The organism is Ructibacterium sp. SJQ-7 (assembly GCF_054696575.1).
Map to the genome: position 1 here is coordinate 1144479 of NZ_CP195193.1, position 20523 is coordinate 1165001.

Genomic DNA, 20523 nt, shown 5'->3' on the forward strand with positions numbered 1-20523 from the left:
GTATTTTATCAACTAATAGTTTAAATTATAATCAAGAAACAGTTTAATTTATTAAAATAACGGTTGACTAAAATGTCGATTTATGTTATACTCATTTCAGTTGGTAATTATTTATCAACAAAAAAACATTCAGTCATTACGCTTCCCCAATTACAGCATTTGACTGAATGTTTTTTCTTTTATGAACGGTCTGCAAAACCGTAACGGCTTTGCAGACAATCTGTCTTTTATTACATAGTTTCTATTTCGTGAATTTTTTTAATTCTGTCGGCATGTCTGCCGCCTTGAAATTCCGCTTCAAGATAAGTGTCAACAATCATATTTGCAAGCTCTCTGCCCAAAACACGACCGCCCATACAAATAACATTTGCGTTATTATGTTCCTTTGACATTTTCGCACTGAACACATCACCGCAAAGTGCCGCTCTTATACCCTTAAACTTATTTGCCGCCATTGATATTCCTATACCTGTACCGCAGATAAGTATACCGCATTCACATTCACCGTCAAGAACAGCCTTGCATACAGGCTTTGCACAGTCTGGATAATCAACGCTTGCCTCACTGTATGTTCCGAAGTCTTTAACTTCGATACCCTTTTCCTTTAAATGTTCGATTATATGTCCTTTTAATTCAAAACCGCCGTGGTCACTGCCTATTGCTATCATTTGCTTTCTCCTTTTTCTTTGTTTTCTTTTTCTTCAAGCTCTCTTTCGGCTTGAGATTTTCTTATATAATACGGTTTCATTTCAAGATACGATTGCGTTTCACCGCGTTTTGCCTTATCAAGTGCAAGTGCCGCAACCGATGACGCTCTTGAATTTAATGCATTTGCAGGCGGAAATATCGCCTTGTCACCAAGTTTTTCTTTAATATATTCCCTATGCACCTTAACACCGTCACCGACAAATATAGTATCAAGAAATTCACCGCAACTTTCAAGACATTCATCAATGCTGATTGCCTCAGGCTCTCCGATTTCCTTAAAGCCCTCGTCCCAAATATAGCTTGCCGTAAACACATTGTCACGTCTTGCGTCCATTATCGGCACAATTATATGCTCCGCATACGGCACGTTATATGCAAGTGCCTCAAGTGTTCCGACGCTCACCACAGGTTTGCCCGTTGCGTGTGCAAGAGCTTTGACAGTTGCAACACCTATACGAAGTCCTGTAAACGAACCCGGTCCGATAGCCGCCGCAAATATGTCAATATTCTGAACGGTCAATTCAAGCTCCGACAAAATCTGTTCTATCATTGTCATAATCTTCTGCGAATGAGTTTTTTTATGATTTAAAATATACTCACCAAGCAAAAGCTCATCTTCCATAACCGCAACAGTAGCGACATTGGACGAGGTATCTATTGCAAGAACTCTCATTTTTCTGCCTCCGTTTTTTGAATTTCGATTTTTCTGTAATTATCGTGACGGCTGTAATCCTTTGATATAGTAACGTCATATCTTTTTTCGGGAAGTATGTCGTCAATAAGCTGTGGCCATTCGATAACGCTTACGCCGTCACCGTAAACATATTCTTCATAACCGATTTCATACATTTCATCACTGTCTGCTATGCGGTACACATCAAAATGATACAAAGGAAGTCTGCCGCTGTATTCATTCACAATCGTAAAAGTCGGACTTGTGATAGGCTCGTCAATTCCGAGTCCCTTTGCAAGTCCCTGCACGAATGCGGTTTTGCCGACACCCAAATCACCGTACATACAAAGTACGTCACCTGCCTTTAAAGTTTTGGAAAACTTCTCGGCAAATTTTTGTGTTTCTTCGTAACTGTTTGACTCAAATTCCATAATTAAAATAACCCTGTTATCTTTCCGTCTGCATCAACGTCTATGTTATCAGCCGCCGGTACTTTCGGAAGTCCCGGCATAACCATTATATTACCCGTTTCAACAACGATAAATCCCGCACCGTTTGAAACTCTTACGTTGCTTACCGTAATTTCAAAATTTTCAGGTCTGCCCAAAAGTTTTGCGTTGTCAGACAATGAATACTGCGTCTTTGCCATACATACAGGCTTTTTATCAAGACCGAGTTCTTCAAGTCTTGCAATCTGCTTTTGTGCTTTCGGTGTGTAATTAACACCCTTACCGCCGTAAATTTTTGTCACGATTTCATTAATCTTATCTTTGATTGACATATCGGTATCGTATGCCGGTTTAAAGTCAGCCTTTTGGTTTTCAACCGCCGAAATAACCTTTTCGGCAAGTTCCAATCCGCCCTCACCGCCTTTTGCAAAGACTTCGCTAAGTGCACATTCTGCACCTAATTCGTGACATCTTTCAATGACAGTGTTAAGTTCTTCTTCACTGTCCGTATCAAAACGGTTTACCGCCACAACAACCGGTACACCGAATGACTTCATATTTTCAATATGCTTTTCAAGGTTTACGATACCCTTTTTCAAAGCGTCAACATTTTCTTCTTTAAGGTCGGTCTTTTTAACTCCGCCGTTGTATTTAAGTGCACGAACAGTCGCAACAATAACAACCGCGTCAGGGCTGATTCCGGCCATACGGCACTTAATATCCATAAACTTTTCGGCACCCAAATCAGCACCGAAGCCGGCTTCCGTTATTGTATAGTCCGAAAGTTTCATAGCAAGCTTTGTAGCTTGTACACTGTTACAGCCGTGTGCAATGTTTGCGAACGGACCGCCGTGAATAAAGCAAGGTGTATATTCAAGCGTCTGAACAAGGTTAGGCTTTATAGCGTCCTTCAAAAGTGCCGCCATTGCACCCTGTGCCTTTAAATCCGAAGCCTTAACAGGCTCACCGCTGCGGTTATATCCGATTATAATTTCACCCAAACGGTTTTTCAAATCCTCCAAATCGTTTGCAAGACAAAGTATCGCCATAACCTCCGATGCAACGGTAATCATAAAACCGTCCTCACGCGGAATACCGTTCACCTTACCGCCCATACCGACAACAACGTGACGCAAAGCCCTGTCGTTCATATCGACAACACGTTTCCAAACAATGTTTGTAACATCAATATCAAGTGCGTTGCCCTGATGAATGTGATTGTCAATCATTGCCGAAAGCAAGTTATTTGCCGCAGTTATAGCGTGCATATCACCTGTAAAATGAAGATTTATATCCTCCATCGGTACAACCTGACTGTAACCGCCGCCTGCAGCACCGCCTTTAATTCCCATAACAGGTCCGAGTGACGGCTCACGAAGTGCCAATACGCACTTTTTGCCCATATTGGTAAGTGCATCGCCAAGTCCGATTGTTGTCGTTGTTTTACCTTCACCCGCCGGAGTAGGATTTATTGCCGTAACAAGAATCAGCTTTCCGTTTTCATTGTCCTTAACCTTTCCCAAAAGTTCAGAGGCAATCTTAGCCTTATACTTTCCGTAAAACTCCAAATCGTCCTCTGCTATGCCGATTGATGCGGCAACATCACGGATATGCTTCATTTTTGCATTTTGTGCAATTTCAATATCTGATAGCATATTCATATCCTCCCTTAAATTCTCTATTGTGCATTAAAATGTTAATATCTTTATAAAGTGAAATAGAGCTGAACAGTAAAATTAATCCAGCTCGAAAATATTTAATCGTTATTTAATCAGTTATTATTGAAATAACCTCTGTCCTCACGAACTTTTCTAAGTAGCAAGTCCAATCTGTGTTCAACGTCGTTAAGAACGTCATCAACATATTGGTCTGTATCAGTCTTAATTTCGATAGACTTCTGTTGTGCGGCATTAACAAGCTCATTAGCCTGTTCATATGCAGCCTTTGTAATTTCGTGTTCGTCAATAAGCTGCATTTGAGTTTCTTCGGCATTCTTCTGAATAGCCTCGGCTCTGTTTTCAGCCTCTGACAAAATTCTTTGTCTTTCTTCCTTAACCCACTTTGCTTCCTTTAGCTCGTCAGGGTATACAAGACGAATTTCCTGAATGTAGTCTAAAAGTTCACCCTTGTCAATCATAACCTTTCCGGTTAGAGGTACAGCCGATGCTTTTTCAATAGCCTCCTCCATCATATCGACAATTTCCATGATATCCATATCCATATCCATTTCGTTCAATCCTTTCATCCCTACTTATATTTTTCTTCGATTGTTTCTATTATTTCACAAGGTACAAGACCTGTCAAATCTCCATGAAATCCCGCAAGCTCCTTAACCATGCTCGAACTGATATATGAATACTTCGTATTCGTCATCATAAACATAGTTTCGTATTCAGGATTAAGAGCCTTATTCAGAAGTGCCATTTGAAATTCATATTCAAAGTCAGCTACGGTTCTCAGGCCCTTAACAATCACCGTTGCATTTTTGCTGGCAGCAAAATCAACCAATAATCCCGTAAAAGTATCCACTTCCACATTATCCAAATGTTTAGTTACCAAGCGAATCATCTCAACTCTTTTTTCGGCAGAAAAAAGAGGGGTTTTGCTTGCATTGCTTAAAACTCCGACCACCAATTTGTCATAGACACGGCTTGCTCTTTCGATAATGTCAAGGTGTCCGTTAGTTATCGGGTCAAAACTTCCCGGATAAACTGCAATTCTCATTTGTTCTTCTTTCCTCTTAGGCTTATCCCACAAAAGCCGATTTAATTGCTTACATCGTATGATGTAATTTGGGTAGCTGCCGACATTTTAGCGACAAGCTCAATTATGTTTCTTATATACCGTGATATATGTTCTGCCGTACTTTCTCTGTCTGTACATTTCAAGTCCGTCAAAATCATCATGAAAATCAGTTCCGTCACTTTCCAGAACCACTATACCATCCTCGTTTAACAGATTGTTTTTAACAATACCCTCAAGTACAGGTTCGATAAAGTTTTTATTATACGGAGGGTCAAGGAAAATCACATCGAATTTTTCCTTTGCCCTCTCCATATAATCAAAACATGACGTATTAATAATTTCACAGTAATCCGAAAAATCCAAAGAATTTGCATTTTTCTTGATAATATCAATCGAACGCTTGTCTTTATCAAGGCAAACGGCTTTTTTTGCACCGCGTGAAATCGCCTCAAAGCTCAAAGCACCGCTGCCGGCAAACATATCAAGGCACACCGCATCGGGTATAAACGTCTGAATTATATTAAATACAGACTCCTTAACTCTGTCAGTCGTAGGACGAACATCATCACCCTCAAATTCAAAAAGTTTATGTCCGCGTCTGATTCCAGATATTATCCTCATGCACAATCCTCCATATTATTCTTCTATATTCTAACCTACTTTTTGCAAAAGGTCAACAATGTTATTGTTTTTTTTCCTAATTTACATAAAATATCAATCGTTTTGTAAAGGATTTGATACATAGTATACATTAAATGCTAAATTTCATCAATATCTTCCGTAAAGTCAGGAATGTTAATTCCTCTCACATATTCGTTGTTAGGTACAGGCGGTTTATCCATTTCAGGGCCTATATAGAAACCTGTTTGTGTACACTGATTGTAAGCGGTATTTTGGAATGCAACGCTTAATCTGTAAACACTGTCGTGCATAAACGTATAGAACTTGTGGTCTGTAAGATCTGTTGTTGTGTAAATACGAAGTTCCGTATCATCCTCATTTCTCCAAACAGCCTCTTCTCTCCAGTCACCCAAAATATCAGCTTGAATACAAGGTGTACCCTTCTTCCAGTTGTTTGACAGAGTACCCTTAGGGTCAAGAATTGTCACAAGTTTGTTGTTTTCATAATCCCACTTATAAATTTTCGGATAACCGACTGCCTTTTCATCATCAAATTCGTGGTCAAGAAGTTCACGGATAAGGTCGCCGTCCCACCAAATAGCAAAATCTATTGATTCAGGGCCTTTTTCATTGATAAGTTCACCCTCCATTGTGTAGATACCGTCGTCCATTACCCAACACTGATTGCCTTCATATCTCGGGTCAATCTTCGCGCAAAGTCCTCTTGTTGTGTCACGGCCTGTAAACTTACCCCACTTAATCTCGCCTGTTGCAGGGTCACGCACTTCAAAACCGTATTCGGCACTGTCGTGTTCGTGAATTTGGAAGAAGTCAAGGTTAGGTGTTTTCTTTGTGAAGTTACCAAGGTTCATACAGTCGCCGTGTTCAAGGCCTGTTGAGTAAATACCCTTACCGTCATGGTCAACAGCCATTGCGCCGTAAACGATTTCGTCAAGTCCATCGCCGTCAATATCACCGACACCAAGATTGTGGTTACCTTGATTTGTGTATTCGATATTCTGATCCTTGTTAGCAAGGAACTTCCAACGCTTAACAAGTTTATTGTCAATTACGTCATATGCAACAAGCACTGTCGGACAACCGTGGTCATAGTAACCTCTGCACATTACAACGCTCGGATTTTCACCGTCAAGATATGCCACGCAGGCAAGGAAACGGTCAACTCTGTTACCCCAAGAGTCGCCCCATTCACGAACGTTGCCTCTCGGCGGATCATAATCGACAGTATCCATAATTTCGCCTGTTTCACCGTTGAACAATGTCAAATATTCAGGACCTTCAAGAATGAAACCGTCCTTATTTCTGTAATCCGCGTCCTTGTCACCGATTACGTTACCCTTGCCGTCAACAGTTGCGTCTGCTGTTTTGCAAACAAGTTCTGCCTTACCGTCATTATTAAAGTCATACACCATAAATTGTGTATAGTGTGAACCCGAACGGATATTACGTCCGAGATTAATTCTCCATAGCTTTGTACCGTCAAGCTTGTATGCGTCAAGCAAACATTCACCCGTTATACCCTTGTGTGAGTTATCCTTACCGTTTGCGTCCCAACGAAGAATAATTTCGTATTCGCCGTCACCGTCAAGGTCTGCAACAGACGCGTCATTTGCGGTATAAGGATATGAATTGCCGTCAGGGTCAATAAAGTTTTCAGGCTTGTCAAGAGGAATTGATATATAAGGTGCATTTACGACTTTAACTTCCGCACCCTTTTTCTCAGCCTTATTACCCTTTACGGCTTTGATTGTGTAAACGTCTTCCGGTTTACCGTCTTTGTCAAGATAGTTTGTAGAATCGGTGATTACGTCTGTAATCTTTTCACCGTTTCTTAAAATTATAAAGTTAATGTCCTGTTCGTATTCATACGCATTAAGACGCCAGCTAAGGAATACGCCGTTTTCTGTCATCATTGCAACGGCACCTCTGCCCAACGTTTCCATTTTGCGTTTCTTCGGCTTAGCCTCCATATCTATTGTTACCTCACTGCGTTTTGATATACCGCTTGTTGTAACAGCCTCAACCGCATATACGAAAGGTACGTTTGTTATTACTTTATCATCAATGAAATGTGTTTCTTCTGTTTTTCCTATGTACTTGTAAATACCGTAAGGTGCTTTTTGGTAAATGTTGTACCAAACCGCCTCCTTAAATCCGTTCCATACAAGTGTTACGGAATTAGGAGTTTCCTTTGCGTCAAGCTCTGTTATCTCGCCTGCAACGCTCTTGCCGTCAACGACTTCAACATCAATCGTAACAGACTTATCCGAACAGAACTTATGTGCATACAATGCACACACGCTGTATTCAAATTTATCGCATATTGTAACGTCACCGTCAACAAATTCCTCTGTAATAACTTCCTGAACCTTATCAATTTCGTTATTCTTCGGATTTCTGCGTGACACTCTGTAACCGATAACACCGTCGGCTTTATCCCAAGTCAATTTAACCGAAGCTGTATCACGTTTTGCGATAACGGCACTTTTAACATTCTTAACTTCAATGTCTTGCTTTTGTGCAATATCAATGCTGTTAAGGCAAGTATGCTTACCCATTTCAAATGCAAATTCAATCTTACCGTCAGTAACTGTAACAGGAAACACTCTTTCCACAACAGTACCGTCACTTACCCATACGCCGTATTTTTCACCGTTGACGTTGTAGAATGTCATAACATCGCCTTCGTCAACATAGTCGCCCGTAGAAACGCGTACAATATATTCGCCGTTTTCAATATCAACGATAAATGACTTTCCGCCCATAAAAAGAAAATCTCTGTTTAATTCCTTTTCACCGATTTTTCTTTCGTCAGCCTCTGCGGCTTCCGAAAGTCCAAAACCTTTTTCCTTTGTGTAAACAGATTTTTCAGTCACTTTTGTGTAACCGTCAACAGGCGGTTTCTTACCAAAATCAAAACTTGCCTCTCTCATTTTATCAATTTCCTCTCTAAAATACATTATAATAATTTAATTATACACCAAAATGATGAATTAATAAAGTGTTTTTTAAGAGTTTTTATGTTTTTTTCTTAATTATTGCAATTCATCAAGGCTTTTAAACGTATATCCCTCATTTTTTGCGTAATTTATTATATCTTCCAAAGCATTTGCATTGTCGGAGGACACTGCGTGAAGAAGTAAAACAGCTCCGTCATGCAGATATGGCGTAACTTGATTAAACGCATAGTCCGCCCCCTGCTGCATATTTATGTCCCAATCCTTGTACGCAAAGCTCCACAGAATTGTCCTGTATCCCATATCCTTTGCAACCGCAAGCACCCGTTCACTGTATTCCCCCTCCGGCGGACGCATATATTTCATACTCACGCCGTACATTTCCTCACACATTTTATTCAAATCGGAAAGTTCTTTTTGCTCCGTTTCAACGCTCTGTTTCGGTAAATTCGGGTGATTTACGGTATGATTTCCGACAATGTGACCGCCATCAATCATTCTCTGCACCAATTCCTGCTGATTTTCAAGATACGGACCTGTCACAAAGAATGCCGCAGGCGTTGAAGTCTGCTCCAAAACGTCCAAAATCTTTGACGTGTAGCCGTTTTCATAGCCCTCGTCAAACGTCAGATATAGTGTTTTCGGTGCATTTTCATCTATATAATAGCAATCGTATTTTCTAAGCACTTCCTTTTGTGAATTAGGTATTTCGGGCGGTGCACCTTTCTTGCGTACAAATCCCCAACCAATCCCCTCATTATCCATTTGGTCATATGACACGTTCACCTGTTGTACGTCATTGCTGACCGTATCGGCGGTATTAGATGAACAACCGCTCATCAAAATAGCCGTGCAAAAAATTACCAAAATCACTTTTTTCATTGTTTATCATACCCTTTCTTTATTTATTTTTATTCTTTAATAATAATGTTGATAATAATGTTGAATTTTATTGTAAATTGGTATATAATAATGATATATCAGCTTTTTAGGGGGATTTTAATTATGTCTAATGCAACCGAATTTGAAATGAGACGTCGTGAACGCCGCAGACGTGAACGTCTTAGAAAAAAACGTATCCGTGCGGCTATTATTTTTATAGTTCTTATAGCAATCATTATTGTTGTCGCAGTTGCCGTTTCGATGAAAAAAGGTAACAACGAACAGCAAAATACAAATAATGTATCAATCGAAGCAACAGAAAATCCAGAAAATGTCGTTCCGACCGTAGAGCCGGTACAAACAAGTACATTAAACATTCCTCCCGCAACGGAAGAAAACGACCTGCTTCAAATCGTTAAAGATTCAGTACAGGAAAAGCGTTGTTATCTTACATTTGATGACGGTCCTACAGAAAATATAACTCCGCAAATTCTTGATACTTTGAGAAAGTACAATATTAAAGCCACGTTCTTTGAAGTCGGTTCACTTATCGACTCAAACTTTGATATGGCAAGACGTGTATACGAAGAAGGACATCTTATAGCCAATCACTCGGACGGACATAACTATGAGAAATTATATGCGTCAACAGACACATTTATTAATGAAGTGAATGCTTGTTTCCAAAAAATTGACGCAGTAACCGGAGGAACTCAAACAATGAAGCTTGTACGTTTTCCGGGCGGCAGCTACAAATCAAGTGCCGACAGTTTTTCACCGGTAAAACAAGAATGTAAACCAGTATTGAAAGAAAACGGTTATTATTATTGTGACTGGAACGCGCTAAACGGCGACGCAGAAGGTAAAAAGAAAGATGCGCAAGGTCTTTTGGATTACCTAAAGTCAAATATGCCGGAAGGTCAAAATGTTGTCATTCTTATGCACGATGCCTCCGCTAAACAAGCTACGGCTGACGCTTTGCCAATGATTATCGAATATTTGATTTCAGAGGGATATACATTCCACAGACTTGACGATATTAATTATCAAGCCGCCGTCACAACAATCGCCCCTGAAAGCGGTGAAACAGCCACAACAACTACTTCAACCGATACAACAAATACAGCAAGCACAACAAATCCAACAAATACAACAAACCCAACAAGTACAACAAATCCAACAGCCGACACAGCAAACGCACAAAACAGCAATACACAATCGGCAACAGACAAACCTGTACAGGCACAAAATACCCAAAACATAACCCCTGCCCCTGCACAATCGGGTACAGCAATTATAATTCAATAAACAGTCTTATATTATAGACTTACAGAGAGGAAAACATATGAAAAAATTTATATTAGCTGTTTGGGTGATGTTATGCACTATGCCTTCCACATTTGCATACGCAGCCGATTTGCCCTCTGAAAAAGGTATCGAAAGAATAAAATGGGCAATAATGAGTTGCGGTCATATGCCTAAAATAATGATTATAGGTCTTAGTATAACCGCCGCAATAATTTTGGTCACCGTTATAATCGGCATTACGTACAGCAGGAGGGAAACAAATGAATAATTCACGTCAAAGCGATATTCCTGGCTATCTTTACGCTTTGGACGGAATGAGAGCAATATCACTTATTTTTATAGTAATATTTCACACATTCCAGCAAAGTTGGATTTTTTATAATTTAAAAATAAGCCCCGACAAGTATTTGTTTAATTTTGAAATATTTCAACGTTACGGCTATGTAGCCATAGATTCTTTCTTCGTGTTGAGCGGATTTTGTCTTTTCTATCCTATCGCACGAAGTATGTTTGGAGAATGTGAGTTCAGAGGTTGGAAGAATTTCTTTATAAAGCGCGCAAGAAGAATTTATCCTTCATATGTCATAATGCTTATTCTGACTATTCTAATTCCGAGTTTTTCATATATAGGCGGAATGTATGATCCCAAAAGTTTTACGAATGTTGCTCACAATGTTATAATGCATTTGCTTTTCATTCATAACTTTGATTCGCATACTATCGGAACAACCATTTCTACCGCTTGGACAATGAGTATTGAAGTTCAGTTTTATGTTCTGTTTCCGCTTATATGTATTCCGTTCCGCAAGAAACCTGTTCTTACAACAGTCGTTATGTCTTTAGTGGCTGTATTGCTGAGATTTATACTTATGGCAAATGCAAACATATCACAGCCTATAATGTCGGCAATCACACCTATTTATTTTGACGTATTTGCTTTCGGAATGATTTCCGCATATTTCGTGGTATATGTAAGAAACAAAGTAAAATGTATAGATAAACTCAAATTGTGCATGACAATTATATCCGCTTTGAGTATTTTCTCTGCTTTCGGATATATGTGCTGGCTTAGAAAGATTTCATTCCCGAACGGAGTTGCGGGCGATGTGTATTTTCGCTTTTTGTACAGAGGAATATTCTCTGTATTAATAGCACTTTTCCTTTTCACCGCTTGTTTCTCATACGGTTTTTGGGAAAAGAAAATATGGGGAAATAAATTTTTCGTTTTCCTTTCATCAATATCATATACGGTGTACCTATGGCACCAGAATGTATTTATATTCCTAAAAAATCACAACATACCTTACAGCACACAAAATCCCGTAATGAACGACAGAGCCGCAATGGACGGATTAACCTTAATTTGTTGGACTGTTTCAATATTGGCGGGAATAATCATAACCAACTATATAGAAAAACCAATCGTAAAATATGGCTTAAAAAACAGTATTTTAAAATTATTGGAGCTTATACATCTAAGAACCCCTCAAAAAAAACACAGTCCGCTCCAAAGAGTGAATAAAGTACATAACTAAAAAAAACACACAGTCCTATGAAAACAGATTGTGTGTTTTTAATTAAAATCCTATTCTTTTTCTGTTTTTAATCAATATCGGTACAATAATCGCCGATGCAACCATACTCATACACCACTGTATCGGTGATGAAATAAGCGATACAAGTGCGGTTTCATATCCCATAAGCGGAATTTCCGCAGCAAAGTAACCGCCTGTAACAATCACAAGTGCAGCGATACCGCCGATTATAAAATGTTTTATATCAACGTGTCCGTAAACGATTTTACCGATTGCAAATCCCATAATACCTTTAATAATAAATGTCGGTATACAGAATATCGGATAACCCGAAATAAAATCTGCCAAGCTATGTCCTATCGCTCCGACAATCGCACCAGGTATAGGTCCGAGTATCATTGCAGCCACATAAATTATGCAGTCGCCGAAATGCACATATCCGCCGCCTATCGGCACTTTCGGCACGATAGTAAGCACGCACGCCAACGCCGTAAGCATTGCCACTCTAACAAATTGTTTAGTATTCATCGTATTCCCCTTCTGTAAGTTCCGTCACTGTTTTATCTTCAAGTGATTTCTTTACATTTATAATTCTTTGATTTTCAGACCCTCTGAATTTCAATTTCAAATTTTTCTTTTCCGCCACAAACGCACCGTCAACAAGCACGTCAATATACTTTAAAATATCTTCACATTCTCCGACAAGTTCTTCAAAAGTAAAACCACTGTAACACCATACGGTTTTATTCGGAAAATGTTCCTTTATTGTTTTTAAAATATATTGTACCGCCACGCGGTTTTCCTTTTCAAAAGGCTCACCGCCGAGCAGGCTGAAACCTTTTATATACTCCTTATCCATTGCGGTTATAATTTCGTTCATTGTATCGTCCGTGAACTCATTGCCATAGCAAAAATCCCACGTTTCACTGTTAAAACAGTCCTTGCAGTGACGTCTGCAACCGCTGACAAAAAGCGATACTCTCACGCCAGTTCCGTTTGCAATGTCAGTTTTCTTTATATTTCCATAATACATATTACTGTTCCTTATTACAAATGCAAAACTCTGCTCTTAATCTCTTTCGTCTTTCCCGTATTCCAAAAATTTTCGCCGAGATAACCGCAAGTACGTCTTGTAACATTCAATTTACTGTGGTCTTTATTATGACATTGCGGACATTCCCATTCCATATTGTCATTAATCATAATCTCACCGTCAAAGCCGCAGTCTTGGCAATAGTCCGACTTTGTATTAAATTCGCCGTACTGAATGTTATCATAAATATACTTCACGAGCGTTTCAAGTGCAGGCAGGTTATTTTGCATATTCGGTATTTCCACATAAGAAATCGCACCGCCGAGCGAAATATTTTGGAATTCGCTTTCAATATCGAATTTATCAAAAGCATTGATTTTCTCTCTGACGTCAACGTGGTAAGAATTTGTATAATAACCCTTATCGGTAACATTCTTAATCGGTCCGAATTTCTCATAATCAATTTTAGCAAAGCGATAGCATAACGTTTCCGCAGGTGTGCCGTAAAGACTGAAACCCAATCCTGTTTCCTCTTTCCACTTTTCCGCCGCGTCACGCATATGATACATTACTTTAAGTGCAAATTCTTTACCTTTACCGCTTGTTTGGCTTTCGCCGGTCATAAGATAAGTAAGTTCATAAAGACCGATATATCCGAGCGACAACGTAGAATACCCATTGTGCAAGTATTTATCAATCGTTTCACCTTTTTTCAAACGTGCTATAGCACCGTATTGCCAGTGAATAGGGCTTACGTCAGACACAACACCCTCCAATGCTTTATGACGGCACATAAGCGCCTCATAGCAAAGCTTTAAACGTTCGTCAAACAGTTTCCAAAACTTTTCTTCATCGCCCTTAGCCACAAGTCCGATTTGCGGAAGATTTATACTTACAACACCTTGATTAAATCTTCCCTCCCACTTGTACTCACCGTTTTCGTCTTTCCAAGGTGAAAGGAACGAGCGACAGCCCATACAGCTGAACACGTTACCCTCATAATTTTCACGCATTTTCTTTGCTGAAATATAGTCTGGATACATTCTTTTAGCGGAACATTTAACCGCAAGTTTCGTAACGTAATCGTATTTACCGCCCTTTAGACAGTTGTTTTCATCAAGCACATATATAAGCTTTGGGAATGCAGGTGTAACATATACACCCTGTTCATTCTTAATACCGTCAAGTCTTTGACGAAGAATTTCTTCGATAATTCTTACGTTTTCGTCAACGTATTCGTTATTTTCGTCAATATATAGGAACAAAGTCACAAACGGCGACTGTCCGTTCGTTGTCATAAGCGTATTAATCTGATATTGAATAGTTTGTACACCCGATCTCAATTCATCATCGACACGCATTTCAACTATTTTCTCAATATCTTCCCGGCTTAACGTATCCTTGAATTTTTCCTGTGTTTCAGCCATAAACTTGTCGCGGCTCTTTCTCAAATATTTTCCCAAATGTGCCACGTTTACAGACTGTCCGCCGTACTGATTACTTGCAACCGCTGCAATAATCTGCGTTGTAACTGTACAGGCAACCTGAAAACTCTTAGGCGATTCAATCATTTTGCCGTTCATAACAGTGCCGTTGTCAAGCATATCCTTGATATTTATAAGACAGCAGTTAAAAATCGGCTGTATAAAATAATCCGCGTCATGAAAATGAAGTATGCCGTTTTGATGTGCCATTGTGATATGCTCCGGCAACAGCATACGTCTTGTAAGGTCACGCGACACTTCACCTGCTATATAGTCACGCTGTGTAGACGCGTGAACAGTATTCTTATTTGAATTTTCCTCCGCAAGCTCCTTGTTTTCATTTCTGATTAGCTTTAGGATTGATTCATCTGTTGTATTCGACTTTCTCAAAAGACTGCGTTGGTATCTGTATATCATATACTTTTTCGCAAGTACATACTTGTTGTGTGCAACAAGCGTTTTTTCGATTATATCTTGTATCGTTTCAACGGGAATTACTTCCTTGTCTGTTTTTTCAACGTTTCCTATCGCCTCTTCTATCAAGTCGTCACTGACTTTTTGCGAATTGTCCACCTCAACATTCGCTTTTTTAATGGCGGCTGTTATCTTGTCAGCATTGTATTCAACAATTCTGCCGTCACGCTTCTGTACTTTCACTTTCATAACCCCTTCTCTGTATAAAACACTATATACAGTATTATCGCTCAAAAAAAATATGCAGAAAGCACGTCTTTATGCGTGTTTTATGCAAATCCCAAATACTATGTAACCACTATATTTTGTGTCCTTGATATTTTTGTATATCTATATCTTGTATTATATTATAGCACAGTTGGATTATAAATGCAATACATTTTATTTTACAAATTGAATACAATATAAAAAAGCAAGCACAATTTTTATGCTTGCTTGTCAATATATTGTATTTATATAAAATAATCCGGAATAAAAGTTTCCCTCATATCAATGTAGCCCTTAAAATCTTTTTGCCGCTTGCCGTCTATCGTAAACCTTACATTCACAATCCCGTCAAGTCCTGTAAGCGAATTAACGATTGAATACACTGTAAGCAGTTCCAAATCACGACCCTCGGGGTGCTTGTCCGCCAATTCCTGCTTTATATCCACATACGCAATCCTATCAAGCACTTTCACCTTTATACCGTGTTTGACGTTCGGAATAATTCGCCTTATTTTCGGATTGTCGTCATATCCCTCAACAAGCTCGTCCGCTACTCTTTGTGCCATTTTCTGCGTACTCATCTGCGGTATTTGAGTTTTTACGGGAATCAATCTAAGCATTTGTGCGTCAACGTAATACAGCTTTACCTCTGCTGTTTCCGTATGTGTATTCTGCGATATAACCACAGTACCAAAGCCGATTGCAAGTATTAATAAAAATATAAAGTGTCTTATAAGCGTGTTCTTCTTTAATGTAACTATCTGCAAAACAAAAACCTCCATACACTGACTTATATACAGTATATGAAGGTTCAATGATTTTTATTACATATTTTTACTTTGTTCCAATGCTATTGCAAGCTGGTCAGGACAAGACGTACCGCGTCCGTTACAGTTTGTACCCTTTAATCTCGAAATAACATCGTCAATATTCATACCCTCAACAAGAGCGCTTATACCTTGCGTATTACCGTTACAACCTCTTGTAAAGTGTACATTTCTGACAATTCCGTCTTCTACCTCAAAATCTATCTGTACAGAACAGACACCCTTAGGCTGATATGAAAACTTAGCCATTATATCCACCTCCAAAATTTTATATTTATCGACATTCTGATTATACAACATTTATTGCTTTTTTTCAAGCATATCTATTGACTATACACCCATTTTTTTATATAATAATATACAGAAATAAATTTAGGAGGAAGTTCAAATGAAATTATTTGTAGATACTGCCAATGTAGATGAAATCAGACAGGCAAATGATATGGGCGTCATCTGCGGTGTTACAACAAATCCGTCTCTTATTGCAAAAGAGGGCAGAGATTTTGTTGAAGTTGTTAAGGAAATCACAACTATTGTAGACGGTCCTATCAGTGCCGAAGTTATTTCTCTTGAGGCTGATAAAATGGTTGAAGAGGCTAAACCTCTTGCAGCTATCAACAAGAACATTGTTATAAAAATTCCTATGTGTGCAGAGGGTCTAAAGGCTGTTAAAAAGCTTACAGCTCTTGGTATCAAGACTAACGTAACTCTTATCTTCTCAGCCGCACAGGCACTTCTTGCCGCAAGAGCAGGCGCTACATATGTAAGTCCGTTCCTTGGCAGACTTGACGACATCGGTACAAACGGTATGATTCTTATTGAAGAAATCGCTGATATTTTCAAAATTCACGAAATCCCAACAGAAATTATCGCCGCAAGTATCAGAAATCCTATCCACGTTATCGACGCCGCAAGAGCAGGTTGTGACATCGCAACAGTTCCTTATAAGGTAATTGCTCAAATGCTTCACCACCCACTTACAGACAAGGGTATCGAAAGATTTTTAAAAGACTGGGAAACAGTTCCGAAGAACTAATCAAGCAAAAATTAAGGCTGCCGATTTAGGCAGCCTTTTTATTATACTTCCACAGCTATTGCACTGTAATTATCATTGTTTTCTTTTTCGTTTTCGTGCAGGCTTTCGAGCATTTTTTCAAGCCATTCTTTCGGTGATTTAGTTTTTGCGAATGATTTTTCTATATCATCTTCATAAACATATTTCCAAAAACCATCTGTACAAAGTACAAAAGCGTCACCTTTTTTCAAGTCAATCACTTCCGACACATCAAAATTCAAATCATCAATGTCACTTATCGATGACAACAATTTATTTTGATTAGGGCTTGTACGTATTTCATCAAATGTAATTATCCCCTCTTTAAAATCTCTGAATGCGATAGAATGGTCGTCCGTAATCTGCGAAATTCTCTTTTTTGATATGTAGTAAAGACGGCTGTCGCCGGAATGTGCCCACACGGCTTTTTCACCGTCAGTTACCAATGCAACAATCGTACTCGACATATTCGATTTTGTACTCTCTCGTTCCTCACCCAAAACAGACGCCGCCTTTTCGATATATCTGTATAACGCCTTACCCGAAAGTTCAGGTGCTTTTTCAAACGATTTACAAACCGTTTCACACACAATCTCCGACGCAACCTCGCCGAAGCTCTGTCCGCCCAATCCGTCGCACACGACAAAGCACCACAACTTATCCGAATTTGCGTAACCTACATAATCTTCATTGTTTTTACGACCGCCTCTGTTTGTCAGTGACACTGCTCTCATAAATTTTTACCCCACATTTATTGATTTCCGTTTTCTTCTGCACTGTTTTCAAAATCAGCTGTATTTTCTGAATTTTCCGCATTATCTGTATTTTCCGTATTACCGTTATCAATGCCTTTCAAAGAATTGATTTCCTCCTGCATAGTGAGCTGTCCCTGCAAAGCCTCATCAAACATAGCTTTTGTCTGACGGTTTGAAACAATAAGCACTATATTAATAACGCATTGAACCAATATTACAGCAGTCAAAATCAATGCCAGCCATACAAGCCCTTTTTCACGACCGCTTTTTACACGTTTATAATCCATCTGTATCACTCCTGATTTTTATACTCTGCAAGAAAGCGTGAAAACTTTCCGACGCATTTTTCGTTAAATCTCACTCCGAGAGAAGTTAGTTTCATAAGTAAATCCGCACTGATTTTTTCTTCATATTCGACTTCAACTTCATAATCCGTTTTATCGAAATATGTCGTTTTATCAAGGCACAATTCCGATCCGTTATGCACAAGGCTGTTTCTTATCGTTACGGCACAGCCCATTTTATAAAGCTCGCCCACATCCTCGCCTGTTATCTCTTTTGCAAGTTCGGCATTTATAATATCAGGTACTTCTTCCGTTTCAAATTCATTTTCTTCGCAAATCTGCAAAGGACTGTTTTCGTTTTTGTGAAGTTTCACCTGTATTTTCGCCACTTCACCTACAACTCTTATTCTTACCATTATACGTTTTTCTCTAAGTATACCCGCTTTATCGGTATAATAATAATTCGTCTGTTCTCTGACCTTTTCCCATGTAAAAGCGTTTAAAATACTCTCATACAGGTCTTTGTCTATCATACTTTTTATCTCTGTTTCCGTCATTTCTGCTCCTTTATATAAACTGATTTCTTTCTTCACTGTATTTGTACCCAATTAGTGACAGTTTATCCTCAATAGTTTTTCTTTCAAGCTCCATATCGTCACACATATCGTCAAGATTTGAATAAAAATCACGAAGTTTTGTGTTGACAAAGCTAAGCAATATAGCAGGATCGTTCGGTATCATATTATCCCTCCAAGTGATCTCTTATAAGTGTTTTTATTTCGTTTTTGCCCTTATGGATTTCATATTTCATTGCCGGTATAACCGTTTTTGAATATCTGATATTTGTGTTCGGTGATGATTCGATTATACAGCCCTCACCGCCGGTTTCCGTAAGGACTTCACAGAATTGAAAATCATTCCTCGCTTGTGCAATAAACGAATCCTTTGTTTTAATGTTGTCCTTATCTCTTGATGCAACCGCAAAACCTGCGTCATACGCAACGCAATCATATTCCGAATTAATTTCGTGACTTCTCGTATGACCGAACGATGTCGGAGTTATAACGGTTTTAACGTCAATTCCCTTAAACGGCGACCATTCTATGACAACTCTGTCATTTTCGACATTGTATGACTTCAAATGTCTGCGTACCAATACCATGCCGTCAACAACAAACGTAAGCATACTGTCGCAAGCCGCCTCATCAATGCTTACATTACTTCTCATAACATTAAATCCAAAATGAGCGCTGTATGCAAATTTCAAATATTTCGGCACAATCTGACCGCACGCAAAATCGGTAATTGTTCCTGCCGGATATGCAATACTCTTGCCGTTTCGTCTTGATACAAGCATATCTGCCTCTTTTATAAGTTTAAGTTCGTCAAGTTTAGGCATTTCTTCAATATCGCAAGACCAAAATTCATGGTCATCAGACAACATAAGGAATATATATGCTTTAAGTCCCCAATAAGGTGAGCCGTGTGCATTATAATGCTCTGCCATAAGAAGATTTGAATAATCGTATCCGACAGATAAAATTCCGCTTGTATCGAATATATTTTTTGAAAGCCAATTTTCAATGTTTCTTATTAATATTCCTTTCATAACACCAAGCGAAAACGGTCTTATATCCGCCAAAATACAAGCACCCCAAAACGCCGCTTGTGCAAAACGATATGTGAGTGAACGACCGTAAGGAAGTGCCTCGCCGTCCTCGTCAAACCAATATATGAACGTTTTTGCAAATTCCGTTGCACGTTCCTTGTATATATCGGAACGCTCCTTGTCGTCGTCCTCCATTGCAACGGCATAAATCAATCCGTAAAAATGGAATGCAAAACCAATGTAATAATCCTTTTGTCCATGCAGTCCGTCTATGTACCAGCCGTTGCCAAGATAGAATTCATCTATCCTTGCAATATCTTTGTCCAACTGTTCTTGACTGTATTTTCTGCCGACCTTTTTCAAAGCAACGTTGACAAGCACTCTGAAAAATGTCCAGTTGCTGTCGCAAACTTCCTTGTCATTTATAGAATAAAGCCATTTTTCAAAGTTGTTTTTCGCAGTGGATTTAAGCGGCTCCCATACCTTTTCCGGTGCAAAAATCAAACCGTATGCAAATGCAGCCATTTCAACAAAACGTTGGTCTCTATCGTGGCAATCGCCCCAGTAACCGTCATTTTTTTTATCCGCACCGCTTGTTATACCGGTTATATATAACTTTTCAAACGTTTCATTTTCACCGCCGCCTGCCCAAAACGGCACAAGTCCCCATAGCGGACGTGCAAAAGCCTCAACGTCCGCCGAAAGATTTTCGTACCACGCACTGTGTCTTGCATACTGTACCTTTCCGCCGTTGTAATACTTTTCTATAGGCGATATTATATCCGATAACTGTTGTCTGAAATATTCTTTTGTATACATAAAGCCACCTCTGTCACTTTGAATTATCTTAATATTTTTATTATAGCATTTATTTACCAAAAAGTAAATAAGATAATT

Annotated in this window: 23 protein-coding genes; 4 read left to right on the forward strand and 19 right to left on the reverse strand. The window is 39.0% G+C overall.

Translation table 11 applies throughout. The annotated features are described in order from the left end of the window. Positions 1–230 precede the first annotated feature (230 nt). The 9 genes from rpiB to ACSAMO_RS05235 all read right to left on the reverse strand — a co-directional run bounded on the left by rpiB (position 231) and on the right by ACSAMO_RS05235 (position 9056). Positions 231–668, reverse strand: a complete 438-nt coding sequence (rpiB, locus tag ACSAMO_RS05195; RefSeq protein WP_337599592.1) for a ribose 5-phosphate isomerase B — start codon at positions 666–668, stop codon at positions 231–233. Next, positions 665–1381, reverse strand: a complete 717-nt coding sequence (tsaB, locus tag ACSAMO_RS05200; protein ID WP_412322217.1) for a tRNA (adenosine(37)-N6)-threonylcarbamoyltransferase complex dimerization subunit type 1 TsaB — start codon at positions 1379–1381, stop codon at positions 665–667. Before tsaB ends, rpiB begins: the two co-directional genes overlap by 4 nt. Beyond that, the gene (gene tsaE, locus ACSAMO_RS05205) at positions 1378–1812 is read right to left on the reverse strand and encodes a tRNA (adenosine(37)-N6)-threonylcarbamoyltransferase complex ATPase subunit type 1 TsaE (RefSeq protein WP_412322219.1); all 435 of its coding nucleotides are present in this window, start codon (positions 1810–1812) and stop codon (positions 1378–1380) included. The genes tsaB and tsaE overlap by 4 nt, the downstream gene beginning before the upstream one ends. Before the next feature lie 2 nt (positions 1813–1814). Next, positions 1815–3485, reverse strand: a complete 1671-nt coding sequence (locus ACSAMO_RS05210; protein WP_499209993.1) for a formate--tetrahydrofolate ligase — start codon at positions 3483–3485, stop codon at positions 1815–1817. A gap of 116 nt (positions 3486–3601) precedes the next feature. Further along, positions 3602–4066, reverse strand: coding sequence for an ATPase (locus ACSAMO_RS05215; protein WP_483229879.1), 465 nt, complete (start codon positions 4064–4066; stop codon positions 3602–3604). 11 nt (positions 4067–4077) lie between these two features. Next, a complete protein-coding gene (gene coaD / locus ACSAMO_RS05220) occupies positions 4078–4554 on the reverse strand; it encodes a pantetheine-phosphate adenylyltransferase (RefSeq protein WP_022230640.1) in 477 nt (158 codons plus the stop codon). A gap of 99 nt (positions 4555–4653) precedes the next feature. Beyond that, on the reverse strand, positions 4654–5196 hold the full coding sequence (gene rsmD / locus ACSAMO_RS05225; RefSeq protein ID WP_412276550.1) for a 16S rRNA (guanine(966)-N(2))-methyltransferase RsmD: 543 nt from the start codon (positions 5194–5196) through the stop codon (positions 4654–4656). A gap of 137 nt (positions 5197–5333) precedes the next feature. Then, a complete protein-coding gene (locus tag ACSAMO_RS05230) occupies positions 5334–8150 on the reverse strand; it encodes a rhamnogalacturonan lyase (protein ID WP_499209994.1) in 2817 nt (938 codons plus the stop codon). A gap of 102 nt (positions 8151–8252) precedes the next feature. Then, positions 8253–9056 (reverse strand): polysaccharide deacetylase family protein, encoded by an 804-nt coding sequence (locus tag ACSAMO_RS05235; protein WP_412294040.1) that lies wholly within the window; start codon positions 9054–9056, stop codon positions 8253–8255. 123 nt (positions 9057–9179) lie between these two features. On the opposite strand from ACSAMO_RS05235, the gene ACSAMO_RS05240 reads away from it, so the two are divergent. Genes ACSAMO_RS05240 through ACSAMO_RS05250 form a run of 3 tightly spaced genes read left to right on the forward strand, consistent with a single transcriptional unit; the run spans position 9180 to position 11899 of the window. Next, positions 9180–10364 carry a polysaccharide deacetylase family protein gene (locus ACSAMO_RS05240; RefSeq protein ID WP_499209995.1) on the forward strand — a complete coding sequence of 395 codons (1185 nt, stop codon included), beginning with the start codon at positions 9180–9182 and terminating at the stop codon, positions 10362–10364. A 37-nt stretch (positions 10365–10401) separates the two neighbouring features. Next, positions 10402–10632, forward strand: coding sequence for a hypothetical protein (locus ACSAMO_RS05245; protein ID WP_337871396.1), 231 nt, complete (start codon positions 10402–10404; stop codon positions 10630–10632). Continuing rightward, on the forward strand, positions 10625–11899 hold the full coding sequence (locus tag ACSAMO_RS05250) for an acyltransferase family protein (protein WP_499209996.1): 1275 nt from the start codon (positions 10625–10627) through the stop codon (positions 11897–11899). The genes ACSAMO_RS05245 and ACSAMO_RS05250 overlap by 8 nt, the downstream gene beginning before the upstream one ends. 42 nt (positions 11900–11941) lie before the next feature. Here ACSAMO_RS05250 and ACSAMO_RS05255 read toward each other — a convergent pair whose 3' ends face one another. The 5 genes from ACSAMO_RS05255 to ACSAMO_RS05275 all read right to left on the reverse strand — a co-directional run bounded on the left by ACSAMO_RS05255 (position 11942) and on the right by ACSAMO_RS05275 (position 16173). Continuing rightward, the gene (locus ACSAMO_RS05255; protein WP_412614960.1) at positions 11942–12427 is read right to left on the reverse strand and encodes an ECF transporter S component; all 486 of its coding nucleotides are present in this window, start codon (positions 12425–12427) and stop codon (positions 11942–11944) included. Then, positions 12417–12932, reverse strand: coding sequence for an anaerobic ribonucleoside-triphosphate reductase activating protein (gene nrdG / locus ACSAMO_RS05260; protein WP_147515288.1), 516 nt, complete (start codon positions 12930–12932; stop codon positions 12417–12419). The genes ACSAMO_RS05255 and nrdG overlap by 11 nt, the downstream gene beginning before the upstream one ends. Positions 12933–12946: 14 nt before the next feature. Continuing rightward, entirely contained in the window at positions 12947–15073 is a 2127-nt protein-coding gene (nrdD, locus tag ACSAMO_RS05265) for an anaerobic ribonucleoside-triphosphate reductase (RefSeq protein WP_337870633.1), read from the reverse strand. A gap of 269 nt (positions 15074–15342) precedes the next feature. Next, the gene (locus ACSAMO_RS05270; RefSeq protein ID WP_022230647.1) at positions 15343–15864 is read right to left on the reverse strand and encodes a GerMN domain-containing protein; all 522 of its coding nucleotides are present in this window, start codon (positions 15862–15864) and stop codon (positions 15343–15345) included. Between the two features lie 57 nt (positions 15865–15921). Next, a complete protein-coding gene (locus tag ACSAMO_RS05275; protein WP_022230648.1) occupies positions 15922–16173 on the reverse strand; it encodes a TIGR03905 family TSCPD domain-containing protein in 252 nt (83 codons plus the stop codon). A gap of 139 nt (positions 16174–16312) precedes the next feature. Between ACSAMO_RS05275 and fsa the strand changes: the two genes are divergently transcribed. Then, the gene (gene fsa, locus ACSAMO_RS05280) at positions 16313–16960 is read left to right on the forward strand and encodes a fructose-6-phosphate aldolase (protein ID WP_022230649.1); all 648 of its coding nucleotides are present in this window, start codon (positions 16313–16315) and stop codon (positions 16958–16960) included. A gap of 41 nt (positions 16961–17001) precedes the next feature. Here fsa and ACSAMO_RS05285 read toward each other — a convergent pair whose 3' ends face one another. Genes ACSAMO_RS05285 through ACSAMO_RS05305 form a run of 5 tightly spaced genes read right to left on the reverse strand, consistent with a single transcriptional unit; the run spans position 17002 to position 20445 of the window. After that, a complete protein-coding gene (locus ACSAMO_RS05285) occupies positions 17002–17712 on the reverse strand; it encodes a PP2C family protein-serine/threonine phosphatase (RefSeq protein WP_499209997.1) in 711 nt (236 codons plus the stop codon). 17 nt (positions 17713–17729) lie between these two features. Beyond that, complete coding sequence (locus tag ACSAMO_RS05290; RefSeq protein WP_022230651.1) at positions 17730–18020, reverse strand: hypothetical protein; 291 nt, start codon at positions 18018–18020, stop codon at positions 17730–17732. Between the two features lie 5 nt (positions 18021–18025). Beyond that, positions 18026–18574, reverse strand: coding sequence for a CYTH domain-containing protein (locus ACSAMO_RS05295; protein WP_022230652.1), 549 nt, complete (start codon positions 18572–18574; stop codon positions 18026–18028). A 10-nt stretch (positions 18575–18584) separates the two neighbouring features. Continuing rightward, the gene (locus ACSAMO_RS05300) at positions 18585–18758 is read right to left on the reverse strand and encodes a DUF4250 domain-containing protein (RefSeq protein WP_022230653.1); all 174 of its coding nucleotides are present in this window, start codon (positions 18756–18758) and stop codon (positions 18585–18587) included. A 1-nt stretch (position 18759) separates the two neighbouring features. Further along, positions 18760–20445, reverse strand: coding sequence for a DUF2264 domain-containing protein (locus ACSAMO_RS05305; RefSeq protein WP_482489517.1), 1686 nt, complete (start codon positions 20443–20445; stop codon positions 18760–18762). Between the last annotated feature and the right edge of the window lie 78 nt (positions 20446–20523).

Bases quoted from the DNA above. Each gene is read 5' to 3' on its own strand.
- rpiB (WP_337599592.1), bottom strand. From the start codon at position 668: ATGATAGCAATAGGCAGTGACCACGGCGGTTTTGAATTAAAAGGACAT.
- tsaB (WP_412322217.1), bottom strand. From the start codon at position 1,381: ATGAGAGTTCTTGCAATAGATACCTCGTCCAATGTCGCTACTGTTGCG.
- tsaE (WP_412322219.1), bottom strand. From the start codon at position 1,812: ATGGAATTTGAGTCAAACAGTTACGAAGAAACACAAAAATTTGCCGAG.
- ACSAMO_RS05210 (WP_499209993.1), bottom strand. From the start codon at position 3,485: ATGCTATCAGATATTGAAATTGCACAAAATGCAAAAATGAAGCATATC.
- coaD (WP_022230640.1), bottom strand. From the start codon at position 4,554: ATGAGAATTGCAGTTTATCCGGGAAGTTTTGACCCGATAACTAACGGA.
- rsmD (WP_412276550.1), bottom strand. From the start codon at position 5,196: ATGAGGATAATATCTGGAATCAGACGCGGACATAAACTTTTTGAATTT.
- ACSAMO_RS05230 (WP_499209994.1), bottom strand. From the start codon at position 8,150: ATGAGAGAGGCAAGTTTTGATTTTGGTAAGAAACCGCCTGTTGACGGT.
- ACSAMO_RS05235 (WP_412294040.1), bottom strand. From the start codon at position 9,056: ATGAAAAAAGTGATTTTGGTAATTTTTTGCACGGCTATTTTGATGAGC.
- ACSAMO_RS05240 (WP_499209995.1), top strand. From the start codon at position 9,180: ATGTCTAATGCAACCGAATTTGAAATGAGACGTCGTGAACGCCGCAGA.
- ACSAMO_RS05245 (WP_337871396.1), top strand. From the start codon at position 10,402: ATGAAAAAATTTATATTAGCTGTTTGGGTGATGTTATGCACTATGCCT.
- ACSAMO_RS05250 (WP_499209996.1), top strand. From the start codon at position 10,625: ATGAATAATTCACGTCAAAGCGATATTCCTGGCTATCTTTACGCTTTG.
- ACSAMO_RS05255 (WP_412614960.1), bottom strand. From the start codon at position 12,427: ATGAATACTAAACAATTTGTTAGAGTGGCAATGCTTACGGCGTTGGCG.
- nrdG (WP_147515288.1), bottom strand. From the start codon at position 12,932: ATGTATTATGGAAATATAAAGAAAACTGACATTGCAAACGGAACTGGC.
- ACSAMO_RS05275 (WP_022230648.1), bottom strand. From the start codon at position 16,173: ATGGCTAAGTTTTCATATCAGCCTAAGGGTGTCTGTTCTGTACAGATA.
- fsa (WP_022230649.1), top strand. From the start codon at position 16,313: ATGAAATTATTTGTAGATACTGCCAATGTAGATGAAATCAGACAGGCA.
- ACSAMO_RS05285 (WP_499209997.1), bottom strand. From the start codon at position 17,712: ATGAGAGCAGTGTCACTGACAAACAGAGGCGGTCGTAAAAACAATGAA.
- ACSAMO_RS05290 (WP_022230651.1), bottom strand. From the start codon at position 18,020: ATGGATTATAAACGTGTAAAAAGCGGTCGTGAAAAAGGGCTTGTATGG.
- ACSAMO_RS05295 (WP_022230652.1), bottom strand. From the start codon at position 18,574: ATGACGGAAACAGAGATAAAAAGTATGATAGACAAAGACCTGTATGAG.
- ACSAMO_RS05300 (WP_022230653.1), bottom strand. From the start codon at position 18,758: ATGATACCGAACGATCCTGCTATATTGCTTAGCTTTGTCAACACAAAA.
- ACSAMO_RS05305 (WP_482489517.1), bottom strand. From the start codon at position 20,445: ATGTATACAAAAGAATATTTCAGACAACAGTTATCGGATATAATATCG.